The organism is Lactobacillus sp. B4007 (genome assembly GCF_026535895.1).
In the GTDB taxonomy this organism is placed as follows: domain Bacteria; phylum Bacillota; class Bacilli; order Lactobacillales; family Lactobacillaceae; genus Lactobacillus; species Lactobacillus panisapium.
The window spans coordinates 357,966-376,295 of sequence record NZ_JAFNPA010000002.1 but is presented as its reverse complement, the minus strand read 5'-3'; the positions used below and the strand labels follow the sequence as shown (position 1 = coordinate 376,295).

Sequence of the window (18,330 nt, the reverse complement as noted above, 5' to 3'; positions counted from 1 at the left end):
AATTACTCCGTATAATATAAAATTGCGTATGCATCCATGCCCGCGTGTGTAGCAATTATTGGGCTAGTTTCGCGTACCAACACATCAATTTTAGAATTAATGTCCTTAATTTTTTGGGCAAAATCAAGCAAACGCTGTGGTACACCATTGAGTGATACGTAGGAAATACCAACTTCTTTAATTTTTTCTTTATTAGCCTCAATATCATCTAGGACACGCTGGTCAAATGCCATCGTGAATTTCTTGCCGCGCCCTTTTTTGGCTACTTTTAATTCACCGTGCGGCATTTGTAACTCGATTCTAATATTCAGCAAATTAGCAATCTTACCTGAGATTGGCCCTAACCGTCCACCTTTGATCACATTTTCCAGGTTGACAATCATCATTCGCAAACGCTGAGTTTTCTTGATATTTTCAAGGTGAGTTAAAATTTCTGGAACTTGTTTCCCAGCTGCAACATCGCGAGCGGCAGCCAAAACTTGCAAGCCTTCAGCCCGATCAGTCAGTTCAGAGTCAACAACATGAACTAGATCCGACTTGCCACTTAATTCGACTGCTTGTCTGGCAGCATCAACCGTTCCGCTAAGTGCTTTAGCCAAAAAGATGCCAACGACTTCACTCCCATCAGCCGTTAAGTCCTTAATTGTATCTACTAATCTGCCGATTGGTGGTTGACTTGTTTTAGGCAGATCTTCTGCCTGACTCATTTTTTCAACAAATTCTTGCCTGGTGATTTCAACGCCATCAAGATATGTCTTTCCACCAACTGTTACGGATAATGGTACAACTGTTATATGATATTTTTCAATTTCTTCTGGCGTTAACTGTGCAGAAGAATCGGTCAAAATTTTTATTTCTGACAACCTACTCGACCTCAATTCTGAATTGCTGTTCACATTGTATGATAGAATGTGAATTGTATCAATTATAAATTATTATAACAAAAAAAAGAAAGTGAATATCTTTTTTCATAATGAAATTAAAAGAACTTTGGCAGGAGCCAACTAAAAAAAGCAAAAACTATTACGTATTAGATAACACGCTTAGTGCGGTTACCCACGGAATCGGTTTTTGCTTAGCAATTGTTGGCTTAATTTTATTAATTTTAAAGGCAGTATCAATGCATAGCACCATAAGGCTTTTTACCTTTGCCATTTATGGCAGCTGTTTATTGATTTTATATTTATTTTCGACGTTATTTCATAGCTTAATTTTTACCAAAGCACGAAATGTTTTCCAAATTTTTGACCATTCCTCTATCTACCTTTTAATCGGTGGCTCGTATACGCCCTTTGCACTAGTAGCTATCGGGGGCAAATGGGGCTGGCTGCTGTTTAGCCTCATTTGGCTAATCGCAATCTTTGGAATCATCTACTATATTTTTAACCGGGGCAAGCATGTCATTTTGGATACGGTTTTATATGTTGGTATGGGGTGGCTGGTTATTTTAGCTGGCAAATACCTATATGTCCGCTTGAGTCCTAACGGCTTTTGGCTCCTCGTTGGCGGCGGAATTGCTTATACCGTTGGGGCACTGCTTTATACCATGAAAAACGTTCCCTTTATTCATGTTGTCTGGCATCTGTTTGTTCTTCTCGGTTCAGCTTTGATGTATTTTGCTGTTTTATTTTATGTTTAAAATTCATTACCTAAAAATGCGGTGATTGCCTCACGTGAATTTTCCAATTCACCGGCAATCACTTTTTTCTTAATGTCTGTAAGTAGTTCACCTAGTTTAGGGCCCGGATTAACACCGGCAGCGATTAAAAAGCGACCATCAATTACTAGTTCAGAAGAAGACTTAATTGGTAACGCCATATAGCGGTCAACTAAAGCCTCAGAATTAATTGGCTGCCCCAAAATTTGCGCAACATCAATTGTATTCAATAATGTTTCTTTGCCTGCTTCAAAAAGTTCATAATCCGTTGGGGCACGTTCTGAAAGCAGGTCAAACAAATCAACCATTTTTTCTACTTTGCTGGTCATTGCATTGGAATTTTTCCAATCGCGCATAAATTGGCCAATTTCATTGTTAGCTATTTTCAGTAAAATGATAATCACGGCCCAAAGACTTGATTCTAAAATAGGATCAAACTTCAAGCTGGGGTAAATTGCTAGTAAATCTTTCTTACCGGCAAAATCGGGCGCTCCTTCGCTTAATTCTGTATCCAAGAAGACTGCAAATGCCTTTCTTGAATTTGGTCCAGTCCCCATTTTGATAAACTCGTCACGGATTCGTTCAACCGAAATTTTAGGTAACAAATAATGGAGTTGTCGAATAGCCTCTTCAGTTTGCTCTTCCAAGTCGAATTGTAATTGACTCATAAAGCGGACTGCCCGCATCATGCGCAATGCGTCCTCGTGAAAGCGTTCTAAAGGATCACCAACGGCTTTAATTAGATGGTGGTGTAAATCATCTAAGCCATTGAATAGATCAACAATTTCGCCTTTAGTATTCATTGCTAACGCATTAATAGTAAAATCACGCCGCTTTAAGTCCTCTTTGAGACTCCTAACAAAGGTAACATGATCAGGGCGGCGAAAATCCTGGTAACCTGATTCGGTTCGAAACGTTGTTATTTCATAACTACTACCATTGTATAAGACAGTTACGGTGCCATGCTTAATGCCAGTATCGATCGTTTTGGGAAATAATCGTTTAACTTCTTCAGGATATGCACTGCTGGCAATATCAATATCATGAATATGTCGTTTTAAAAGCAAATCACGAATTGAACCACCAACAAAGTATGCTTCAAAACCCGCTTCTTCAAGCTTTTCAAGTACGGGAATCGCAGCAACAAAAATTTGGGGTAAATCATTTATTTTTTTCATCAGATAATCAACTCATTTGTATAGTGTTTTTCATTAGAAAATGTGGTAAGTTTATAGCGTCAAAGATTGAATAGAAAGATAATAATCATCATGCAAAAAAATACTAGAAAAAACATTCTAGAACTATTTATGATCATGCTAGGTTGCGCCATTTATGGCTTAAGTTTAGACATGATTTCCGCACCTAATCAGTTAACAGATGGCGGTATCAGCGGTATTACTTTGCTTCTTAGACACTTTTGGGGCATCAATATGGGGCTTTCCTCGCTTATTTTAAATATCCCACTAATATTTTTGGGATATCGCTTTATGGGTAAGCGACTCTTGACTTACACAATTTGGGGAACTCTTTGGCTCTCTTTTTTCCTATGGTTTTGGCGCTTGATACCTATTATATATCAATTAAACTTGGAACACGACCTCTTCTTGTCAGCGATTTTAGCGGGAACCCTCTCTGGAATAGGTCTAGGATTAGTATTTAGGTATAATGGCACTTCAGGCGGGACTGATATCATTACCCGAATTTGTCAATTAAAATGCGGCATGTCTTCTGGCAAGGTGCTTTTATTCTGCGATGCGCTGGTCTTGTTTGCATCGCTAACTTATTTAGACTTAAAGCACATTATGTATACGCTGGTGGCATCTTTTATCCTTTCACGCGTAATGGATGCTGTCCAACAAGGAGCCTACTCCGCTCGTGGTTTACTAATAATATCAGATCAGTACCAGCAAATCGCGCAGATGATTGATTTAAAACTTGATCGCGGTTTTACCTATTTCGAAGCTCGGGGTGGTTATAGTAAAGTTAATCGTCCAGTAATCTATTTAGTCGTTTCGCCACGTGAAATACCTGCCGTGAAAGAATTAATTAGCGCCGAAGACCCCAAAGCATTTGTGAGCGTAATTGAAGTTCACGAAGCACTGGGAGAAGGCTTTACTTACAAACAAAAGCAACGTCACTTTATTATCCGCAAATAAAAAGATCGCATTCTGATATGCGATCTTTTTTAGTTCTGCTAATCAAGTAAATTATTAGCTAAATCCTGCATTTCTGTATCCTCTGGTTCAAATTTCAAATAACGATTTAATAATTCTTGAACAATGGTAGTTGAATTGGGTTCAGCATTAAAAAAGAGAATCATTTGTCGTAAAAAAGCGGTATTATCCTGAAATTCGGGATAAACAAGTAAAAACTCACTTTTAGCCTTTTCAGTCTGCTCAAGAGCCTCGTAAGAAAGAGCCATGTTCCAATGTGCTTGTGGCTCTAATTCATTATCAGGTATTTTACTAAATAATTCTAAGTTTTCTTGGTGCTTATTTTCCTTTAAATATAAATCTGATAGTTGTAAACGTAAATCAACGTTTTCAGGTAAAAATTTCAAGCCCTTTTTGAGCAATTCCTCAGCGGTGTCAAATTCATTAAGCTTAACAGCAGCTTTTGCCCCAATTGCGTATAAAGATGCATCAAGCTCGTTATATGCGATTCCTGCTTGTGCTGACCGTAAAACTTGGTCATTATCATTTTTGTGTTCATAAGCAGACGCCAACAGCCGATATGCATTCACGTAATCAGGACTTTGGTCAATCACTTCATCTAGGTATTTGATTGCCTGATCGTCTTTATTGACCGCTAACATAACTAAGGCTGCTTGGTACTTACTGTCAATGTCTAACAGTTCACTCGCGTGTTTTTCAATTACTTCACTTGCTTCTTCATAGCGGCCCAACTTAGCTAGAGTCTGAAACAGACGGTCATTTAGGTTAATCTCACTAAAGTTTTTGTGTCTTTTTAATAAATCCTGATACAAATCTAAGGCTTGCTCATAACGGCCACTAAGATAGTCTAGTTCAGCTAATCCAAACTTTACGACATCTTCTTCAGGTGCCACTTTAGCGGCCTTTAGGAGCTTGCTATACGCCGTCTCAAGCAAGCCATTAGTTTGATAGTAATCCGCTTGGACTAATAGGCTATCCAAATAAGCGGATGAGTCTTCTGGAATTGCATAAAGAAGTGACAGTCCATCATCGTCTTTACCATCGTTCAACAGAATTTCAGCGAGATAAATTTTGAAAAGGTCTTCTTTTGGAAAACGCGCAATTAAACTACGGTAAACTTCTTTGGCTATGTCAGTAAAACCTAAGCCAGTTAAATTTTCGGCTAAGGAAGCCAAAATTTCTGGTTCATCTTCATCTAGAGCCTTTTTTAATAAAATTTTTTCTTTGGAAAAATCTTGTTTTTGAATTGAATCTAGCAACTCTTCTGAATAGCTCATAATTTTCCTTCCTGTCTCAGATTCATCGTGTTCATTTTAGATAAAAGTACAAACAAAAAGATGATGGCATTATGGCCACCATCTTTTTGGATAAAACTAATCAGCTTATTTAACAGCTTCTTTAAGAGCTTTACCAGGTCTAAATGCAGGAACAACACTAGCTGGAATTTCAATTTCATCACCAGTTTGTGGGTTACGTCCTTTTCTAGCTGCACGCTTACGCACTTCAAAAGTACCAAAGCCAATCAATTGAACTTTTTTACCTTTTGAAAGATCCTCTTGGATCGAACTGAAAATTGCATCAACAGCTGTAGCTGCATCCTTTTTAGTTAACTTAGTTTTTGAAGCAACTTCAGTAACTAATTCTGCTTTATTTGCCATAGAAAATTCACCTCCCAAAAATGAATCTCATAACAGAGATTCTTTACTTATTCCTCATCAGAGAAACAAGGAACAATGATCATGACTAATCATTCTTTCCTTGTTTCAAAATAGCACAAAAGCCATAGTACAACAAGCAATTTAGCCGAAAATTGTCATTTTTATCTATTTGCTAGATACAAACTATTTTCTTTTACGTGCAATAACCTTAATTGGTGTGCCAGTAAAATCAAAGTTATCACGTAATTGATTTATTAAAAATCGCTCATAGGAAAAATGCATTAATTCTGGATCATTTACAAACACCACAAAAGTGGGCGGATTTGTAGACACCTGAGTCATATAATAAACTCTAAGGCGTTTTCCTCGTACCATTGGTGTTGGTACCAACTTGCTAGCTTCGAGCAGGAGATCATTTAAAACACTGGATTTAATTCTTTGAGTCTGGTTTTGGTGAACCTGCTTAACCATCTTCGGAATTTGCTCCAAGTTTTGGCCCGTTTTTGCTGAAACGAATAAAATAGGCGCATAGTCTAGATACTGGAATTCTTCACGAATAACTCGTTCAAAATCTTTACCACTATTACTGTTCTTCTTCGGTAAATCCCATTTGTTAACGACAATAATAATGCCGCGTCCAGCCTCATGTGCGTACCCAGCAACATGTTTATCTTGTTCCCTAATGCCGGTACTAGCATCAAGAACCAAGCAGACGATATTAGAGTGCTCGATCGCACTCATTGCACGCATTACCGAATACTTCTCAGTTTTTTCATAGACTTTGCCTCGTCGTCTGATTCCAGCTGTATCAACAATTCGGTATTTTGTACCATCTTCGCTAATAAAAGGGGTATCTACAGCATCACGAGTTGTTCCCTCCTCATTATTGACAATTACCCGCTTTTGTCCGAGTAAACTATTGACAATCGATGATTTACCAACGTTTGGTCGCCCGATTACACTGAACGAAATCTGGTCATCATCATCTTTAGCTAGATCTTTTGGTAGTTCACTAACAATTCGGTCAAGTAAATCACCAATTCCCGTTCCGTGAACACTAGAAATGGGAATTGGATCCCCGAAACCTAAACTGTAAAAATCATAAATATCCATTCTTTGTTCAGGATTATCTGTTTTATTAACCGCTAATATAACCGGCTTTTTTGTTTGATAAAGCATTTGCGAAATTCGCTCATCTAAATCGGTTAAGTGATTAGTAACACTAGTTAAAATTACAATCACTTCTGCCTCTTCAATAGCTATTTCTGCTTGGGCACGAATCTCATCTTCGATTCGGCCATTTTCCCAAGTAATACCGCCAGTATCAATTAAGTCAAATTTATGTCCCATCCATTCAGCTTGGGCATAATTGCGGTCACGGGTAACGCCGGGCTTATCTTCTACAATTGCCAAACGCTCATTAATAATCCGGTTGAAAAGAGTAGATTTACCAACATTTGGTTGTCCTACAATTGCAACTACAGGTAAAACCATATTTTCAGCCTCCTTTTAATAATAAAAAAAGCCGACTTAAAAAGTCGGCTCATTAAATTTACAACTAACGACGATCTTTCAATTGGTCACCAATAATGTCACCTAAAGCAAAGCCACTGTCATCGTTGTTCATGTATTTCTTGTTAACAGAGTTTCTGTTGTATGAACTGTGCGAATGAGATCCTTCATTTTCAGAACCTTTAGAATCAGCAGCCTTCATTGAAAGTGAAATTCTACGTTCATTAGGGTCAATGTTCAAAACTTTAACCTTAACTGTTTGTCCAACTTCAAGAACATCACTAGGTTTGTCAACGTGTTTATATGATATTTCAGAAACGTGGACCAAGCCTTGAATGCCATCAGCAACTTCTACAAAGGCACCAAAGTTAGTTAAAGACTTAACTTCACCTTCAAAAATGTCGCCTTCGTGTAATTCAGCTGTAGCTTGTTCAAATGGGGAAGGTTCAGTTTGCTTGATTGAAAGGGAGATGCGGTGTCTGTCATCATCGATACCAATAACTTTAACTTTAACATCTTGACCAGCCTTTAATACATCACTAGGCTTGTCAACGTGCTTGTAAGAAATTTCAGAGATGTGAACTAAACCGTCTACACCACCAACATCAACAAAAGCACCAAAGTTGGTCAAACGAGAAACTTTGCCTTCTACTACATCACCAACAACTAATTGTGATGCTACTTTATCAAAGGCTTCTTCACGTTCTTCTTCAATTAAATCCTTGTGAGAAAGAATCAGACGGTTCTTGCTTGGATCAATTTCTGTAATCTTAAGCTTCATTGTCTTGCCAATGTATGGTTTAAGATCAGAAACATAGCGGTTAGAAATAAGTGAAGCTGGTAAGAATCCTCTTGTACCAACATCAACTAATAAACCACCACGTACTGATGAAGTAACAGTACCTTCGATTGTTTTACCTGCTTCAAAGTCTTTTTGCAATTCGTCGTAAGCTTCTCTTTCCTTAAGACGAGTTACTGAGAAGAAGAACTCACCGTTCTCCTTGTCTCCACCAGCTTTTCTCAAGACTAAAGCTTTAAACTTGTCTCCTGGCTTAACGGCTTCGCGTAGATCAACGTTGCGATCTGAAGTGAATTCACGACGTGGAATCACACCTTCGACACCAGCGTTTTCAACACCAACATCGATTTGACCTTCTTCAACGTCTAATACTTCAACATCTACAATATCGCCGACCTCAACTCCTTGCATTTGCTTTAATGCATCTAAAAATTGATTACTGTTTTCTGACATTATTTACCTCCCAATATCATAATCTAATTTTAAATGAAAGTGAGATATTTTTCTACTGTTTTAGCACCTTTTTTAAATATTTTTTTGACTTTTAGCAATTTCAGCCAAAATTGCGTCAACAACTTGTTCAATACTCATCTTAGTCGTATCAATTTCAACCGCATCTGGCGCCTTTTTTAACGGTGAAATTTTGCGATGAGAATCCTTGTAATCACGTTGCTTAATACTTTCTTCAATCTCTGCCAATGTTTGACTACTTTTTATTCCGCGCTGCTTTAAGTCAAGCATTCTTCTTTGGGCACGAGACTTTGCTGAAGCTACCAAAAAAATTTTCACTTCTGCGTGAGGTAAAACTGTTGTGCCGATATCACGACCATCCATTACGACATTCATCTTACCTGCCATTTGCCGCTGAAGACTAACCATTTTTTTCCTAACGCCAGAAAGTGCTGAAACCTGGGAAACATTTGCTGAAATTTCAGGCATCCGAATTGCCTGTGTAACATCATTTTTACCTGCAAAGACTTTTTGTTCACCATCAACTACTTTTAATTCAATTTGATTTTGATCAACTGCTACTAAGATCGCCGTTTCGTCACCATAATCAAGCCTATTTTTTTGTGCTATTAATGTGCAGGCACGATACATTGCTCCAGTATCAATGTAAATAAAACTCAATTTTTGTGCAATAATTTTTGCGACTGTACTTTTACCAGCTGAAGCTGGTCCATCAATTGCTATCTGCATGCCATTAAAAAAGGGACTTGAAGTCCCTAACCTTTCTATAAACTACTTTACTCTTAACTTTTGACCAGCATTTATTTGATCATCTGGATTAAGTTGATTTAGTTGTGCTAAGTTATTAACCGTTAAGTTAAATTTATCTGCAATACTAGTTAAAGAATCACCGCTTTGAACTATATAATATTTAACTTTTGTTTCAGTTTGCTTATCCTTTGCCTGAACTTTAGGCTTGGATAATGTTTTTTTCTTAACCTTGTCTTTAACCTTTGTACTAATTTGAGCCGTGGAAGTCTTCTTTTCTGTTACCCGTTTGCGTTTCTTAGTCGCTTTTTGCAATTCAATTACCCGGTTGCTGGTTTCACTATTTGCAGCCAAATGATGCACAACCGGTACAAGAGCAATAATAATAACTATAAGAACCATTAAGATCAGCCGGTATTTCGAGCCTGACTTATTAATCATCGTCCTAGAATTATGAGGACGTTCGTAATGCTTAAACGGTTCTTGCGGGTTCTGATTCAATTTGAAAACCTCCTTCACCTACCTAATTTAATTTTAGCATATTTAATAAATAAAATGGATAAAAAATAATATTGAAACGATTCGAATTCAAAAACTGGTTTTAGTTAGTATCTATGTTTTAAGAAGTATAATCTGCAAATTAACGATGTTTAATAAAATTATTGCTTTTACTTTCTTCCCTATATATTTGTTAATTTCACCATAAGCATTTTGAAGAATAAATTAAATATTTCTACAAGCAAAACAATTTGAGTTAGTATTAGGGTCAATATATAAAAGAGATTAATTCACATGAATTTCATGATAGATATTGAAAGGAATAATTTCAAAAGTTGGTTTAACTAAGATAGATTTGATTGATCTTCGATGACTTAAAAGCAAATTAGACTACTAAGTAATTAATTACATTTTTAATTACACTGATTAACTTCTTTATTTGTGTAATTATTTTACTTGAGTTGTCAGAACCAGGGCAAAGTAATAAAAAAGATAAAACATGAATTGCGTTACTTAATTTATAAGAATATTCAATTTTATACTATTTTTTATGAATAATTTTCCTAATCGTAATACTTAAAAACTATTAATCTTACTTTTTTAGTTAATAAGTTATAGTTTAATTCTTTAAATTAAAATGCTTTCTTACGAATGGCTTTAAGCTGCGTAAAACAACTTCAAATAGGAAATAAACCACTACCCCATTAATTGCTCCTTTTAATAAGTTAAATGGGACGATTATGCCAAAAATATACGTAGACATTGACGGAATATGGAGAAGTTGACCAAGATAAACTTTCTCCGTAAAGTTAAGCAGTCCAGTATAGCCGTGAATTGCTGGTAAATTCGTAACCGTAGTCACTGCATATATTGGCGTCAAGATTAAGGCATTTAACAAGGATAAAACAATTGTCATCGCTATTATGCCCAAAATAATTCCGATAATTGGTTTAACATAAAGTTTTTTGGCATTTTTTTCGCCAGCCGAAACATCCTTAGCAATGTAATAAAATGGCAGTGCAAATGACATAGAGGCAGCTAAAGCAGCTAATTGGCCAATGACACTTGGCAATGCAAATCCTTTATAAATCAAGTCAATTAACATTCGAACAGCGGCAATAATAAGACCAGGTACTGGACCGAATAAAAAGGTCCCAATCGTAACAATAACATCAGAAAAGTCGAATTTTAAAAAGCTAGCTACTGGGAGAGGAAAAGCCAATTCCATTAAGATAAATGAAATGGTTCCAATTAGTACATAAGCAATTATATTAGTTAGATTTGTGATATTTCTTCTTTTCACAATACTTACCTCCAAAAAGAATAGGTCTGTTGCTCCTAGCAACAGACCTAATAAAAGTAAGTATTCAAAAATAAGTCTTAACTTTTAGTTTAGCCTGTCTTCTTTCATCTAGACTTTAACTATCGGTACCATAATTGGTTCCACCACAAAAGTGGGTCGTGGACTTTCACCACCGGTCGGGATTTTCACCCTGCCATGAAGACAACAAACTGATATTTAACTACAAGTAAATACTAGTCTACCTGTTTTAATCTGTCAACTTCACTGTGGGTAAGTTCCCTGTATTTGCCAGAAACAAGATTCCCCAAAGTCAAAAAGGAGTATCGTTCACGGGATAATTTATTTACCTGATGGCCTACGGCTTTAAACATTCTCTTGACTTGATGATAGTGTCCTTCATGAATCGTTAACTGCACAATTTGGCTATTCTTCTTTTTATCGCTCCGGATAATTTTTACTTTAGCTGGTGCACTTCGATGACGATCAATTCTGACTCCATGAGATAAACGATGAATTTCCTCTGGTGTCAGTTGACCCTCAATCTTTGCTACATAGACCTTAGCAACCTTATTGCGAGGATGCATCATTAAATTAGCCAGTTCACCATCGTTAGTCATTAATAACAAACCTGAAGTATCATAATCAAGCCGGCCAATTGGGTACAGCCGATAAGGTAAATCGGAAAAATAATCTACTACGGTCTTTCTTCCCTTGTCATCATTTGCTGTTGAAACGACGCCGCGTGGTTTATAAAAAAGATATGTATGCAGACTTTCACGCTCAATTGGTTCTCCATCAACCGTAATATTGCTAAAAGTATCTACCTTGGTTCCAAGTTTGGTAATAATCTCGCCGTCAACCGTTACTCTGCCTTCTTCAATCATTTTTTCAGCCTTACGCCGAGAGGCAATTCCCGCCTCTGCGATTACCTTTTGTAAACGTTGTAAACTCATTCTTTATCTCCTTTTTGTGCTTCAGCAATATTTTTATCTGCTTTTCCATTAGCTGAGAATAAGTCGATTTCACCCTCAGAGTTAATACTTTCATCTTCAAAGTCTTCTATCAGAGGTAAGTCAGCTAGACTTTGATAGCCAAAATACTGTAAGAAATAATCACTGGTGACATACAAATTGGGGTGTCCTGGTGCATCCTTTTTACCATCTGCTTTAATAAGTCCACGCCAAATTAAAGTTTGGAGCGCCCCTGACGAATTTACCCCACGAATTTCATCGATTTCAATGCGCGTAATGGGCTGACGATAAGCAATAATTGATAAAATTTCTAGTGCCGATTGACTTAACGACTTTGACAAATCTTTTTGAAAAAAATTAGCCACTACTTCACTAACTTCTGGTCTAGTAGTCAATTTATAGTTATGGTTGATGTGTATCACCTGCAAACCAGAATCTTGATTTTGCTTAAGCTTAGCTGCCAGATTTTTGGCTAATTCGCGCAATGCGGAATGCTCAACTTGCATTAACTCACACAAATTTTCACTTGGAATGCCATTATCGCCTGCTACATATAGCAATGCCTCCAATTGTGCAATTTTACTTACCATCTTTATCAATTCTTTCTAATTCCAGATCACCAAAAATTCGCGACTGCTTGACCTTAATCTCTTGTTTTTTACATAATTCTAATAATGCTAAAAACAAGCCAATTACATCTGATAAGCTAGTCATCTTGTCGCTACAGGAGAAAAAGCTAATTTTTTTCTGCTTAGCCAATTTGGTGCGTAAGAAGTCAATCATATCATTAATTGGCGTTTCTTTCACATTAACGGAAACAATATCGGGCTGGCGAAGTTTTAATCTTTGAAGTACAACGATGAAAGTATTAGCTAATTCTGAAGAGGTGATTTGGCCCAAAGGTAACGGTTGTACCTTTTTGGTAGCTGGTACACTTTCTTCTTTAGCTGCTGTAATAGGTACTTCATTATTTCGCTGCTTAAAATAAGCCGATACTTTTTTAAAAACGGAATACTGAACTAGCTGTTGTACCAACTCATCTCTAGGATCTTCTTCGGGTTCATCATTTTCGGTAAAATCATTTTGAGGCAAAAGTGATTGGGACTTGATCCTCAACAGCATTGACGACATGACAAAATACTCGCCAGCAATTTGCAAGTTTAGTTTCTGCATCTCATGCAAATAAGACAAATATTGGCTGGTGATCTGAGCAATTGGAATATCATAGATATCAATTTTTTGTGATTTGATTAAGTGAAGAAGTAAATCAAGCGGCCCCTCAAAATTGGGCAATTCTAAAGTTAAGTTACTGATCATAGTTCTATTTCTGTTTTAAATATTTCATCAAATAAACGTATTCTGGGACAGTGGTTATTTTTTTCTGGGGATTGCCAGCCGCTAATTCGCAAATTGCCTGCTCTTCATATTTTTTCTTACGGTAATCTGGAGCAAGGGAAATATAGCGTATGACAATAAATTGTTCATCCCACTGAGTGCCAATTACGCCAACAAAGTTGGGATTATGGTCGCGATACAAAAATAACCGAAATTCCTTACTGTTTTTATTAAGCCGGATTTCATCTTTTAGATTAGCTAAATTTTTAAAGTCTGGGAGGTAGGACAACAAGCCCATCGCTACTTTTTCTTTATCATTTTTGCATTCAATTAACATATGTTCACCTAAAATCGCGGATGTGTTTTTGCATAAACTTCTAAAATATGCTTTTGGGATAGATTAGTATAAATCTGCGTCGTACTAATGTCAGAATGGCCCAAAATTTCCTGCACCACGCGTAAATCTGCACCATTTTCTAATAAATGGGTCGCAAAAGTATGACGCAAGGTATGCGGTGTAACATTTTTGGTTATCCCCGCCATCTGGCAATAACGTTTAATAATTTGCCAAACTGCCTGTCTAGTTAAAGCACCGCCACGATTATTGAGAAAAATAAAGTCAGTATTCTTACCTACTTTTAGTAATAAAGGATCACGGACTTTTTCCTGATAGCTGTTAATCCAAGAAATTGCCACGTCACTAATCGGAATCAAGCGCTCCTTCGAACCTTTACCGAATACTTTCAATAATTTTAATTCTTCATGCAAATCATTAAATTTAAGGTTAATTAACTCACTCACACGAATTCCCGTTGCATATAGGGTTTCGAGCAAAGCTCGATCACGTAAACCAAGTTTTTTCTTTACATCAGGCTGCTGCAATAAATTATTAACTTCCGCGACACTTAACGCTACCGGCAATCTATGCTCTTTTTTTGGTGAGTCAACTTCAAGCATTGGATTAAGTTTTTGGATATTCTGACGAACAAGCCATTGATAAAATTTCCGCAAACTCGAAATCATGCGGCTAATTGAACTAGTTGCCTTATTTAAGTCTTTTTGACCAGCTAAAAAGGCATCGATATCAACTGCTTTTGTTGGCCAAGACGTAAAACCCTCGTTTTTTAAAAAAGTCAAGAAATCCATTAAGTCTTGCCGATATGCAGTGATGGTATTGTCACTGAGTCCGCGCTCAATTTGGCTGTATCTTAAATAATCTTCAACATCTTCTCGCAGTTTATGCATCTTGCTCGTCTTCTGGATCATTAATCAAACTAATTGTACCGGCAGTTTTATCTTCCGAAATATAACGTGCTTTAAGCAAATGGCCCAGAGCCCGTTTAAAGGCCGCTTTTGAAATGCCAAAATAATTCTTAATTTTTTGCGCATCAGATTTGTCGTAAAACAGTAATGTTTTAGTATTCTTTCGCCGCAAACTCATTAAAATCATTTGGGCATCATCATCTATTTCTTCAAAAGCACGTGGCAAGCTACTCAAATTCAACCTGCCATATTGACTAATCCCGATTACACGACCTTTAAACTGCTCACCTAAACGTAGCGGACGACTCATTTGGGAGGCATGAACAAAAGCTAAATAATAATCAGTAGTAATCACAAAAGCGCCAATTTCTCGACTAGAATAGACTGTTCCAAAAACATCCTTATTTTTCATATCGTTAGGAAAGTGGGCTGCCAATTGCTCAAAAATATTTTCATCGGCCAACTTGGCCCAAATTCGCTCTTTATCATCTGTTTCAAGGTGAACTAACAAATGATCATCTTTACGGGGCCACCTCTCTTTGGCAAAGGGCAAATCATCAACTGATAAAACGACATCCTTATCCGGTAAGCCAATATCAACAAAAACGCCCAAATCGAATTTTACATCGGTTACTTTACCCCAACCGTACTGGTCTTGTTGCGCAAAAGGTAGAAATTGTGTCATCTCCCGGTTATGCTGCTTGTCGTCATATAAAAAGCCCTTTATTTCATCGCCAAGCTTAGGTTGCTGTTCCTGAGTAATCTCCTTGCGCTTTAATTCGTAAGTCAGTCCCTCAATTTGAACATAATAAGCTTCATCATTTTGGTCAATAATTTTTCCTTTTGCAATCGTGCCGAGCATAAACTTCTCCCCTAATTTTACATATTTCATCTTTACCAAGTATACCATTTTACCGAAAGAATTTGACAATCGCTAATCTTATTTAATTGGCGAGCAGTAGCCCCCTGTAAAATGAGTATTAGATTCTTGAAAAAACAAAAAAGCTAGCATCCCTGCTAACTTTTTCATTAATATTGGTTCACAAAATTAAAGGTTTGAAACTTCGCCTTGGTAAATTGCACCACGACGTGCATCAACTGTAATAGTTGTGTCACCAGCAATCTTCTCAGTTGCATCGGTTACACCAACAACAACTGGAATACCAAGTGAAAGTCCAACAACAGCAGCATGTGAAGTTAAACCAGAAGCTTCTACAACCAAGCCAGAAGCCTTCTTAATAGCAGGCATGTAGTCAGGGTCTGTAGTCTTAGCAACTAAGATGTCGCCTTCCTTAGTCTTGCTAATAGCTTCTTCAGCACTGTTAACAACAACAGTCTTGCCAACAACTGAACCATTACCAACGCCTAAGCCTTGAGCTAACTTGCTACCAATTATTTGTAATTTCATCAAGTTAGTTGTACCAGAATCACCAACAGGAACACCGGCAACGATAATTACTAAATCACCATCTTTAACATAACCTTGTTCCTTAGCAACCTTAGCAGCTACTTCAAACATGTCGTCAGTTGATTCAGGCTTTTCAGTGAGCATTGGTTGAACGCCCCAGCAAATGCCGAGTGAGTGTTGGATCTTTTCGTCAAAGGTCAAAGCCAAGATGTTGGCATTTGGACGGTACTTAGAAATCATTCTTGCAGTGTAACCAGAATTAGTTGCAGTAATAATAGTCTTGACACCTAATTCTTGAGCAGTCCGAACAACAGATTCACCGATTGCTTCGGTTACGTTTGAACCCTTGTATTCTTCAAATCTTTGTAAAGCTAAAGTATTGCGCTTAAGAAGTTCTTGCTCAGTTCTTTCGTCAATTTCAGCCATTGCACTAACAGCCTTAACTGGGTACAAACCATTTGCTGATTCACCTGAAAGCATTGTTGCATCGGTTCCATCAAGAACAGCATTAGCAACGTCAGAAACTTCAGCACGAGTTGGACGTGGGTTTTCTTGCATTGAATCAAGCATTTGTGTAGCAGTAATAACTGGCTTGCCAAGGGCATTAGCTCTCTTGATTAAATCTTTTTGAACAAATGGTACATCGATGAATGGAATTTCAACACCCATGTCTCCACGAGCAACCATCAAACCATCTGAAACTTGTAAAATTTCATCGGCATTGTCAATACCTTCTTGTGATTCAATCTTAGGATAAATCTTAACGTAATCACAACCAGCTTCTTCACAAAGCTTACGGATATCAAGAATATCTTGGGCTTTACGAGCAAATGAAGCGAAAATAAAGTTAATTCCGTGCTCTAAACCAAATTTAATGTCATCAGTATCTTTTTCAGTGATTCCTGGAAGGCGAATTTCAACGCCAGGTGCATTAACACCCTTCTTAGAACCGATTACACCGGTATTTTGTGCTTCACAGACTAATTCTCTGTTAGCATCATCTTTTTCTTTAATTAATAAATCAACTAAACCATCATCAATTAAAACATGACCACCAACATGAGTATCATCATAAAGTCCGTCGTAAGTAACATGAATCATGTCCTTGTTACCTGGCTTAGTTGCATCCATTGAAACGCGGATCTTATCACCAGTGTTGAGAGTGAACTTGCCACCTTCTTGATCAGTGGTTCTAATTTCAGCACCTTTAGTATCTAAAGCAATACCAAGAACTAAACCAGTTTCTTTTTCAACTTGGCGAACCATCTTCATCCGTGAAAGGTGTTCAGCATGGTCACCGTGTGAAAAGTTGAAACGAAATACATTTACTCCAGATTTTGCTAGAGCAGTAATAGTTTCAATATCATTCGATGCTGGTCCTAAGGTACTAACAATTTTAGTTTTCTTCATTATGTAAAAATCTCCCCAAAATCGACTAAATTATTTAGTCATTTCATCATTTATATCTAATAACGTCTCATCACTGCGGTGGGTATCATCAAACAAATCGAGAATATCATGTGTTTCTAATTGGCCATTCTCCATGCCGACAGCTAAACCGCCTTTACCATCGAGAAGTAACTTAACAGCATAATTACCCATTTTTGTCGCATTGATTCTATCCAAAACAGTTGGTGAACCTCCACGTTGCATGTGACCTAAGATATTAGCTCTGGCGTCAAAATCGACGTATTTTAGAAGTTCAGTTCTAAATTCATCGGCATCCATTACGCCTTCAGCCAATACGATAATACCATGATCCTTGCCTTCTGCAAAGCCACGTGTTAGTGTCTGAGCAATTTCCTTAATATCATAAGGACGTTCAGGAACAACAATCGCGTCTGCACCACTGGCTAGACCTACGCGCATTGCAATATCACCACAGCCACGTCCCATTACGTTAACAATGAAAACGCGGTGATGGCTGCTAGCAGTATCACGAATCTTATCGATTGCTTCTAAAGCTGTATTGCAGGCTGTATCAAGGCCAATGGTGTAATCAGTGCAAGGAATATCGTTATCAATGGTTCCTGGCAGACCAATCGAGTTAATGCCAAGACGGGTTAATGCCAAAGCACCGTGATAAGAACCGTCACCACCAATAACGATAACAGTATCAATGTCATGTTTCTTTAACTGTTCGACGCCCTTTTTTTGCACTTCTTCTTGTGCAAATTCTGGGAAACGTGCACTGTAAAGAAAAGTGCCGCCTAAACTTATCATGTGGTCAACTTTTTCAGCAGTTAGCGTAACAAAGTCACCCGCAACTAACCCGGCAAAGCCATAACGAATACCAACGACACCAAGCCCGTTATGAATAGCAGTCTTGGTAACAGCTCTAACGGCTGCATTCATACCAGGAGCATCGCCGCCGCTCGTTAAAATACCAATTCGTTTCATGAATTCACCTCATTAAGATTTATTGTGTAATTTCTCACATCCACTAAATTTTAACATTCTTTGCCAAAAAAATCTCACAAAAAATAAGATATTTTCTTGATTTACCAGTCTTTTTGCTTGTTAGCGCTATCAGT

General features: G+C 37.4%; 19 protein-coding genes and 1 riboswitch. Of the genes, 2 read left to right on the top strand and 17 right to left on the bottom strand.

Going from position 1 to position 18,330, the window contains the following annotated elements; all coding sequences use genetic code 11:
- Nucleotides 1–2: 2 nt before the first annotated feature.
- Entirely contained in the window at nucleotides 3–863 is an 861-nt protein-coding gene (locus J3U54_RS04920; protein ID WP_220221120.1) for a DegV family protein, read from the bottom strand.
- Between the two features lie 110 nt (nucleotides 864–973).
- On the opposite strand from J3U54_RS04920, the gene trhA reads away from it, so the two are divergent.
- Nucleotides 974–1,639 (top strand): PAQR family membrane homeostasis protein TrhA, encoded by a 666-nt coding sequence (gene trhA, locus J3U54_RS04915; RefSeq protein WP_220221119.1) that lies wholly within the window; start codon nucleotides 974–976, stop codon nucleotides 1,637–1,639.
- On the opposite strand, the gene J3U54_RS04910 is transcribed toward trhA, so the two are convergent.
- Nucleotides 1,636–2,835 carry a CCA tRNA nucleotidyltransferase gene (locus tag J3U54_RS04910; protein ID WP_267385299.1) on the bottom strand — a complete coding sequence of 400 codons (1,200 nt, stop codon included), beginning with the start codon at nucleotides 2,833–2,835 and terminating at the stop codon, nucleotides 1,636–1,638. The genes trhA and J3U54_RS04910 overlap by 4 nt on opposite strands.
- A 90-nt stretch (nucleotides 2,836–2,925) precedes the next feature.
- Here J3U54_RS04910 and J3U54_RS04905 point away from each other — a divergent pair, with 90 nt between their 5' ends.
- On the top strand, nucleotides 2,926–3,813 hold the full coding sequence (locus J3U54_RS04905; protein WP_267385297.1) for a YitT family protein: 888 nt from the start codon (nucleotides 2,926–2,928) through the stop codon (nucleotides 3,811–3,813).
- A gap of 38 nt (nucleotides 3,814–3,851) precedes the next feature.
- Here J3U54_RS04905 and J3U54_RS04900 read toward each other — a convergent pair whose 3' ends face one another.
- From J3U54_RS04900 to pfkA, 15 genes are all read right to left on the bottom strand, one after another.
- Entirely contained in the window at nucleotides 3,852–5,108 is a 1,257-nt protein-coding gene (locus J3U54_RS04900; RefSeq protein WP_267385296.1) for a tetratricopeptide repeat protein, read from the bottom strand.
- Nucleotides 5,109–5,213: 105 nt separating this feature from the next.
- Complete coding sequence (locus J3U54_RS04895) at nucleotides 5,214–5,489, bottom strand: HU family DNA-binding protein (RefSeq protein WP_103751589.1); 276 nt, start codon at nucleotides 5,487–5,489, stop codon at nucleotides 5,214–5,216.
- 183 nt (nucleotides 5,490–5,672) lie between these two features.
- Nucleotides 5,673–6,983, bottom strand: a complete 1,311-nt coding sequence (der, locus tag J3U54_RS04890; RefSeq protein WP_267385295.1) for a ribosome biogenesis GTPase Der — start codon at nucleotides 6,981–6,983, stop codon at nucleotides 5,673–5,675.
- 64 nt (nucleotides 6,984–7,047) lie between these two features.
- On the bottom strand, nucleotides 7,048–8,253 hold the full coding sequence (gene rpsA / locus J3U54_RS04885; protein ID WP_103751587.1) for a 30S ribosomal protein S1: 1,206 nt from the start codon (nucleotides 8,251–8,253) through the stop codon (nucleotides 7,048–7,050).
- A 72-nt stretch (nucleotides 8,254–8,325) separates the two neighbouring features.
- Complete coding sequence (cmk, locus tag J3U54_RS04880) at nucleotides 8,326–9,000, bottom strand: (d)CMP kinase (protein ID WP_103751586.1); 675 nt, start codon at nucleotides 8,998–9,000, stop codon at nucleotides 8,326–8,328.
- Nucleotides 9,001–9,042: 42 nt separating this feature from the next.
- A complete protein-coding gene (locus J3U54_RS04875; protein ID WP_103751585.1) occupies nucleotides 9,043–9,519 on the bottom strand; it encodes a LysM peptidoglycan-binding domain-containing protein in 477 nt (158 codons plus the stop codon).
- A gap of 616 nt (nucleotides 9,520–10,135) precedes the next feature.
- Nucleotides 10,136–10,819, bottom strand: a complete 684-nt coding sequence (locus tag J3U54_RS04870; RefSeq protein ID WP_220221112.1) for an ECF transporter S component — start codon at nucleotides 10,817–10,819, stop codon at nucleotides 10,136–10,138.
- A gap of 92 nt (nucleotides 10,820–10,911) precedes the next feature.
- Nucleotides 10,912–11,026: riboswitch (FMN riboswitch) on the bottom strand.
- A 26-nt stretch (nucleotides 11,027–11,052) separates the two neighbouring features.
- Nucleotides 11,053–11,772, bottom strand: a complete 720-nt coding sequence (locus J3U54_RS04865; RefSeq protein WP_267385294.1) for a pseudouridine synthase — start codon at nucleotides 11,770–11,772, stop codon at nucleotides 11,053–11,055.
- The gene (scpB, locus tag J3U54_RS04860) at nucleotides 11,769–12,380 is read right to left on the bottom strand and encodes an SMC-Scp complex subunit ScpB (protein WP_103751582.1); all 612 of its coding nucleotides are present in this window, start codon (nucleotides 12,378–12,380) and stop codon (nucleotides 11,769–11,771) included. Before scpB ends, J3U54_RS04865 begins: the two co-directional genes overlap by 4 nt.
- A complete protein-coding gene (locus J3U54_RS04855; RefSeq protein WP_267385293.1) occupies nucleotides 12,370–13,107 on the bottom strand; it encodes a segregation and condensation protein A in 738 nt (245 codons plus the stop codon). Before J3U54_RS04855 ends, scpB begins: the two co-directional genes overlap by 11 nt.
- Nucleotides 13,108–13,111: 4 nt before the next feature.
- The gene (locus tag J3U54_RS04850) at nucleotides 13,112–13,462 is read right to left on the bottom strand and encodes a reductase (RefSeq protein ID WP_103751580.1); all 351 of its coding nucleotides are present in this window, start codon (nucleotides 13,460–13,462) and stop codon (nucleotides 13,112–13,114) included.
- Nucleotides 13,463–13,470: 8 nt separating this feature from the next.
- Nucleotides 13,471–14,370, bottom strand: coding sequence for a site-specific tyrosine recombinase XerD (gene xerD, locus J3U54_RS04845; RefSeq protein ID WP_103751579.1), 900 nt, complete (start codon nucleotides 14,368–14,370; stop codon nucleotides 13,471–13,473).
- Nucleotides 14,363–15,250 carry a S1 RNA-binding domain-containing protein gene (locus tag J3U54_RS04840; protein WP_267385292.1) on the bottom strand — a complete coding sequence of 296 codons (888 nt, stop codon included), beginning with the start codon at nucleotides 15,248–15,250 and terminating at the stop codon, nucleotides 14,363–14,365. Before J3U54_RS04840 ends, xerD begins: the two co-directional genes overlap by 8 nt.
- A gap of 186 nt (nucleotides 15,251–15,436) precedes the next feature.
- Entirely contained in the window at nucleotides 15,437–17,206 is a 1,770-nt protein-coding gene (pyk, locus tag J3U54_RS04835; protein ID WP_103751577.1) for a pyruvate kinase, read from the bottom strand.
- A gap of 30 nt (nucleotides 17,207–17,236) precedes the next feature.
- Nucleotides 17,237–18,196 (bottom strand): 6-phosphofructokinase, encoded by a 960-nt coding sequence (gene pfkA / locus J3U54_RS04830; protein ID WP_267385290.1) that lies wholly within the window; start codon nucleotides 18,194–18,196, stop codon nucleotides 17,237–17,239.
- Nucleotides 18,197–18,330: the final 134 nt, after the last annotated feature.